Annotated in this window: 1 protein-coding gene; it reads left to right on the top strand. The window is 74.8% G+C overall.

What is annotated here, in order from left to right:
* A partial coding sequence (locus BJF79_RS30030; RefSeq protein WP_143220388.1) for a non-ribosomal peptide synthetase occupies positions 1–6002 on the top strand: 6002 nt, incomplete at both ends.

The following is a 6002-nucleotide window of genomic DNA, read 5'->3' as shown; positions in this document are numbered from 1 at the left end:
ACCGCGGAACGGTTCGTCGCGAACCCCTTCCACCCCGGCCGCATGTACCGCACCGGTGACCTGGCCCGCTGGACGGACGACGGCGTCCTCGACTTCGCCGGACGCGCCGACGAACAGGTCAAGATCCGCGGGTTCCGGATCGAGCCCGCCGAGGTCGAGACCGTCCTGACTTCCCACGATCACATCGACCAGGCGGTCGTCATCGCTCGCGAGGACGACCCCGGAACCAAGCGCCTCGTCGCCTACGTCATCGGCGCCGCCGCCGCCGACGAGGCCGACCTTCGCGGGTTCGTCGCCGCGCGGCTGCCCGACTACATGGTCCCGGCGGCGTTCGTGTCCCTCGACGAGATCCCGGTGACACGCAACGGCAAGCTCGACCGGGCGGCGCTCCCCGCCCCCGACTTCGCGGGTGCGGCCGGGGACCGGGGTCCGCGGACGCCCACCGAGGAGGTCTTGTGCGGCCTGTTCGCCGACGTCCTCGGCCTGGAGCGGGTCGGCGTGGAGGACTCGTTCTTCGACCTGGGCGGCGACTCGCTCCTCGCGATGCGCCTCATCGCCCGGATCCGATCGGTGCTGGCCGTCGAGGTGAGCATCCGCGACCTGTTCGCCTCGCCGACCGTCGACGGGCTGGCCCGGCTGCTGGAGGACGGCCGCGGCGGCACCGCCGCGACGCCGCTGACGGCGCGCGAGCGCCCGGAAACGATCCCCCTGTCGTTCGCGCAGCGGCGCATGTGGTTCCTCAACCGGCTCGAAGAGGCCGGGGCCGGCGCGGGCTACACGGTGCCGCTGGTGCTGCGGTTGTCGGGCGCGGTGGACGTCCCGGCGCTGGAAGCAGCCCTCGGCGACGTCGCGGACCGGCACGAGAGCCTCCGCACGATCTTCCCGGACGTCGACGGCGAGCCCCGGCAGGAGATCCTCGCGGGCGCGGCCGGACGTCCGGTCCTGCGCGTGTCGCGGGTCGGTGCGGCGGAGCTGCGCGAGGCCGTCGCCGGGGAGACGACGCGCGCGTTCGACCTGTCGAGCGAGCCGCCGTGGCGGGCGCGGCTGCTGGTGGTGTCGCCGGACGAGTCGACGCTGGTGGTGGTGGCCCACCACATCGCGGTCGACGGCTGGTCGATGGGCGTAGTCACCCGCGACCTGCGGGAGGCGTACGCGGCCCGGCTCGCCGGTGCGGCCCCGGCCTGGGAGCCGCTGCCCGTCCAGTACGCCGACTACGCGCTGTGGCAGCGCGCGGAACTCGGCGGGCTCGACGACCCCGGCAGCCTGATCTCCGCCCAGCTCGACCACTGGCGGGGAGCGCTCGCCGGGCTGCCCGCGGAGCTGGCGCTGCCGACGGACCGTCCGCGCCCGGCCGAGGCCACGTACCGGGCCGGTTCGGTGCCCGTCCATGTGGACGCCGAGACCCACGCCCGGCTGGCGGACGTGGCGCGGCGGCAGGGCGTCACGATGTTCATGGTCGCGCAGACCGCGCTCGCCGTCCTGCTGTCGAAGCTGGGCGCGGGCACCGACGTGCCGGTGGGGACGGTGCTGGCGGGGCGCCGGGACGCCGCGCTGGAGAACCTCGTCGGCTTCTTCGTCAACACGCTGGTGCTGCGCACCGACGTCGGCGGGAACCCGGCGCTGGACGAGCTGCTCGCCCGCGTCCGCGACACCGACCTGGCCGCGTTCGCCCATCAGGACCTGCCGTTCGAGCGGCTGGTCGAGGACCTGAATCCGGCGCGGTCGCTGGCGCGGCACCCGCTGTTCCAGGTCATGCTCACCTTCCAGAACGTCCGGGGCGCGGAGGAACCGCTCGATCTGCCCGGCCTGCAGGTCCTGCCCATGGGCCCCGAGCCTGCGGACGGGGACGAGCCGGGGGGCGAGGCCGGGGAAGTGCCCGGCGGCGAGCGCGAAACGGCCAAGTTCGACCTCTCGTTCACGCTCGCCGAGGAATGGGACGGCGACGGCGCCCCGGCCGGGATCGGCGGCGGACTCCAGTACGCGGCCGACCTGTTCGACGAGCCGACCGCCCACGCCCTGGCGCGGCGGCTGGCGCGGGTCCTGGAGCAGATCGCGGCGGACCCGCGGGTCCGGCTCGACGAGATCGAGGTGCTGTCGGCGACGGAACGGCACCGGCTGCTGGAGGAGTGGAACGACACCGGCCGTCCCGGGGCGGACGGGACGCTGCCGGAGCTGTTCGAGGCGCAGGCCGCGCGGACACCGGACGCGGTCGCGGTCGAGTTCGCGGACGTGTCGTGGAGCTACGCCGAACTGGACGCGCGCGCGAACCGGCTGGCGCACGAGCTGATCGCGCGCGGCGTGGGGCCCGAGAGCCTGGTCGGCGTGCTGCTGGACCGGTCGGCGGACCTGGTGGCGGTGATATTGGGCATCGCGAAGGCCGGGGCCGGGTGGGTGCCGATCGATCCCGCCTACCCGGCGGAGCGGATCGCGCTGGTGCTGGACGACGCCGCACCGGCACTGGTCGTCTGCACGAACGCCACCGCGCCGCCGGCGGACGGGCCCGCGCGTCTCGTCCTGGACGACGCGGGCGTCGCCGCCGCGACGGCGGCCCGTCCGGCGACGGCACCGGTGGACGCCGACCGGGCGGCGCCGCTGCGGCCGGACCATCCCGCGTACGTGGTGTACACGTCCGGTTCGACCGGGCGGCCCAAGGGCGTCGTGGTCACGCATCGCGGCGTCGGGAGCCTGGCCGGTGCGCAGATCGAACGGTTCGGGGTGGCGCCGGGGTCGCGGGTGCTGCAGTTCGCGGCGCTCGGGTTCGACGCCGCGTTCTCCGAGCTGTGCACGGCGCTGCTCTCGGGCGCGACGCTGCTGCTGGCGGGACCGGACGACATGCCGCCGCGCCGCGGGCTGGGCGAGACGGTCGAGGCGCTCGGGGTGACGCACGTGACGGTGCCGCCGTCCGTCCCGGCGGGCGCGGCGGAGCTGCCGGACGGCCTGGCGACGCTGGTGGTGGCGGGCGAGGCGTGCCCGCCGGAGCTGGTGGAGCGGTTCGCGGGCGGGCGGCGCTTCGTGAACGCGTACGGGCCGACGGAGACGACGGTGTGCGCGGCGATGTCGGCGCCGCTGCCGCCGGACGCCGGGGGCGCGGTGCCGATCGGGCGTCCGGTGTGGAACACGCGGGTGTTCGTCCTGGACGACCGGCTGCGGCCGGTCGCGCCCGGCGTCGCCGGAGAGCTGTACGTGGCGGGGGCGAGCCTGGCCCGCGGGTACGCGGGCCGTTCCGTCCTGACGGCGGAGCGGTTCACGGCGTGCCCGTTCGGCCCGCCCGGCCTGCGCATGTACCGGACGGGCGACCTGGTGCGGTGGACGCCCGGCGGCGACCTCGTCTTCGCGGGACGCGCCGACGAGCAGGTGAAGATCCGGGGGTTCCGGGTCGAGCCCGGCGAGGTCGAAACGGTGCTCGCGGCCTGCGAGGGGGTCCGGCGGGCGGTCGTGGTCGCCCGCGAGGACCGGCCGGGCGTCAAGCGGCTCGTCGCCTACGTCGTCGGCGACGCGGAGCTGGACGCGCTGCGCGGGTTCGCGGCCGCGCGGCTGCCCGACCACATGGTCCCGGCGGCGTTCGTCCCGGTCGACGCGATCCCGGTGACGGCGAACGGCAAGGTCGACCGTGCCGCGCTTCCCGCACCCGACTTCGGCGGGTCGCCCACCGGGCGGGGACCGGCCACGCCGACCGAGGAAGTCCTGTGCACGGTGTTCGCGGACGTCCTGGGGGCGCCGTCTGCCGGGGCGGACGACTCGTTCTTCGACCTCGGCGGCGACTCGCTCCTCGCGATGCGCCTCATCGCCCGGATCCGGTCGGTGCTGGGCGCCGAGGTGAGCATCCGCGACCTGTTCGCGTCGCCGACCGTCGCGGGGCTGGCCCGGCTGGTGGAGGACGGCCGGGGCGGCGGCTCCCGTGCGCCGCTGGCGGCGCGCGAACGTCCGGACGTGGTGCCGCTGTCGTACGCGCAGCAGCGGATGTGGTTCCTCAACCGGCTGGAAGAGGCCGGTGCGGGCGCGGGCTACCTGGTGCCGCTGGTGCTGCGGTTGTCGGGCGCGGTGGACGTCCCGGCGCTGGAAGCGGCCCTCGGCGACGTCGCCGACCGGCACGAGAGCCTCCGCACGACCTTCCCCGACGTCGACGGCGTGCCGCACCAGCGGATCGTCGCGGGTCCCGGCGGACGCCCGACCCTGGCCGTCGAGGAGATCGGCGCGGGAGACGCGGCCGAGGCCGCCGCCCGGGAGACCGCGCGGGGGTTCGACCTGTCGTGCGACCTGCCGTGGCGGACCCGGCTGCTCGTCGTGTCGCCCACCGAGTCCGTCCTGGTCATCACGGCGCACCACATCGCCGTCGACGGCGGCTCGATGGCGGTCCTGGCCCGCGACCTGCGGGAGGCGTACGCGGCGCGGGTCGGCGGCGCGGCCCCGGCCTGGGAGCCGCTGCCCGTCCAGTACGCCGACTACGCGCTGTGGCAGCGCGAGGTGCTCGGCGACCTGGACGACCCCGAAAGCCTCATCGCCTCGCAGCTCCGGTACTGGCGCGACGTGCTCGCGGGCGCACCTGACGAACTAGCGCTGCCCGCGGACCGTCCGCGGCCGGGGGAGGCGTCGTTCCGCGGCGGCTCGGTCCCGGTCGAAGTCGGCCCGGACGTGCACGCCCGGCTCGTCGAACTGGCGCGGCGCGACGGCGTCACGATGTTCATGGTCGCGCAGGCCGCCGTCGCGGTGCTGCTCGGCAAGGTCGGAGCGGGCACGGACGTCCCGATCGGGACGGCGGTCGCCGGGCGCGGCGACGCCGGGCTGGAGGACCTCGCCGGGTTCTTCGTGAACACGCTGGTGCTGCGGACGGACGCGAGCGGCGATCCGTCGTTCGCCGAACTGCTCGCCCGCGTCCGGGAGGCGGACCTGGCGGCGTTCGCGCATCAGGACGTCCCGTTCGAGCGCCTCGTCGAGGACCTCAACCCGGTGCGGTCGCTGGCGCGGCACCCGCTGTTCCAGGTCATGCTCAGCTTCCTGGGCGCGCCCCCCGAGCAGGAGGAGTGGGACCTGCCCGGTCTGAGCGTGTCCCCGCCGCCGCCGGACGAGACCGTCACCGCCCGGTTCGACCTTTCGGTGGATCTTGCCGAATACCGCAACGCGGAGGGAATCCCGGCGGGATTCGGCGGCGAGATCCAGTACGCCGCCGACCTGTTCGACGAGTCGACGGTGCGTGCGCTGTCGGACCGGCTGGTGCGGGTGCTGGAGCAGGTCGCGGCGGACCCGGACGTGCGGGTGGGCGATGTCGACGTGCTGTCGGATGACGAGCGTCGCCTGGTCGTCGACGGGTGGAACGACACGTCCCGTCCGGTGCCGTCGGATGCGTCGTTGGTCGAGCTGTTCGAGGGGCAGGCGGCGCGGACGCCGGACGCGGTCGCGGTGGTGTCGGAGGGCGTTTCGTGGACGTATGCGGAGTTGAACGCGCGGGCGAACGGTGTCGCGGGTGGGTTGGCGGGGTGTCGTGGGTCGCTGGTGGGCGTGCGGATGGAGCGGTCGGCGGGCCTGATCGCGACGCTGCTGGGGGTGTTGAAGGCGGGGGCCGCGTACGTTCCGCTGGACACGAGCCATCCGGAGGAGCGGTTGGCGTCGATCGTGGCGAAGGCCGGGGTGTCGGTCGTCCTGACGGACGACGACGTGTTCGAGCCGGTCGAGGAGAACCCGAACGTTCACGTTCCGGCCGAGGCCCTCGCGTACGTGATGTACACGTCGGGTTCGACGGGGACGCCGAAGGGCGTGGCGGTCACGCAACGGAACGTCGTTGCGTTCGTCCTCGATACGGCTTGGCGGGACGACGTCCTGGAGAGCGTCCTCGTGCAGGCGAACCACGCGTTCGATGCGTCGACGTACGAGATCTGGGCGCCGCTGCTGCGCGGCGGACGTCTGGTGGTCGCGCCTGCGGGTGAGGTGGACGCGGCCGAGCGCGGGGCGTTGATCGCGGGGCATGGGGTGACGCACGTGGTGGCGCCGTCCGGGTTGTTCCGGGT

The sequence above is a fragment of the Actinomadura sp. CNU-125 genome, assembly GCF_001942465.1.
Lineage (GTDB): Bacteria > Actinomycetota > Actinomycetes > Streptosporangiales > Streptosporangiaceae > Spirillospora.
This window is presented reverse-complemented; position numbering and strand designations above follow the sequence as displayed.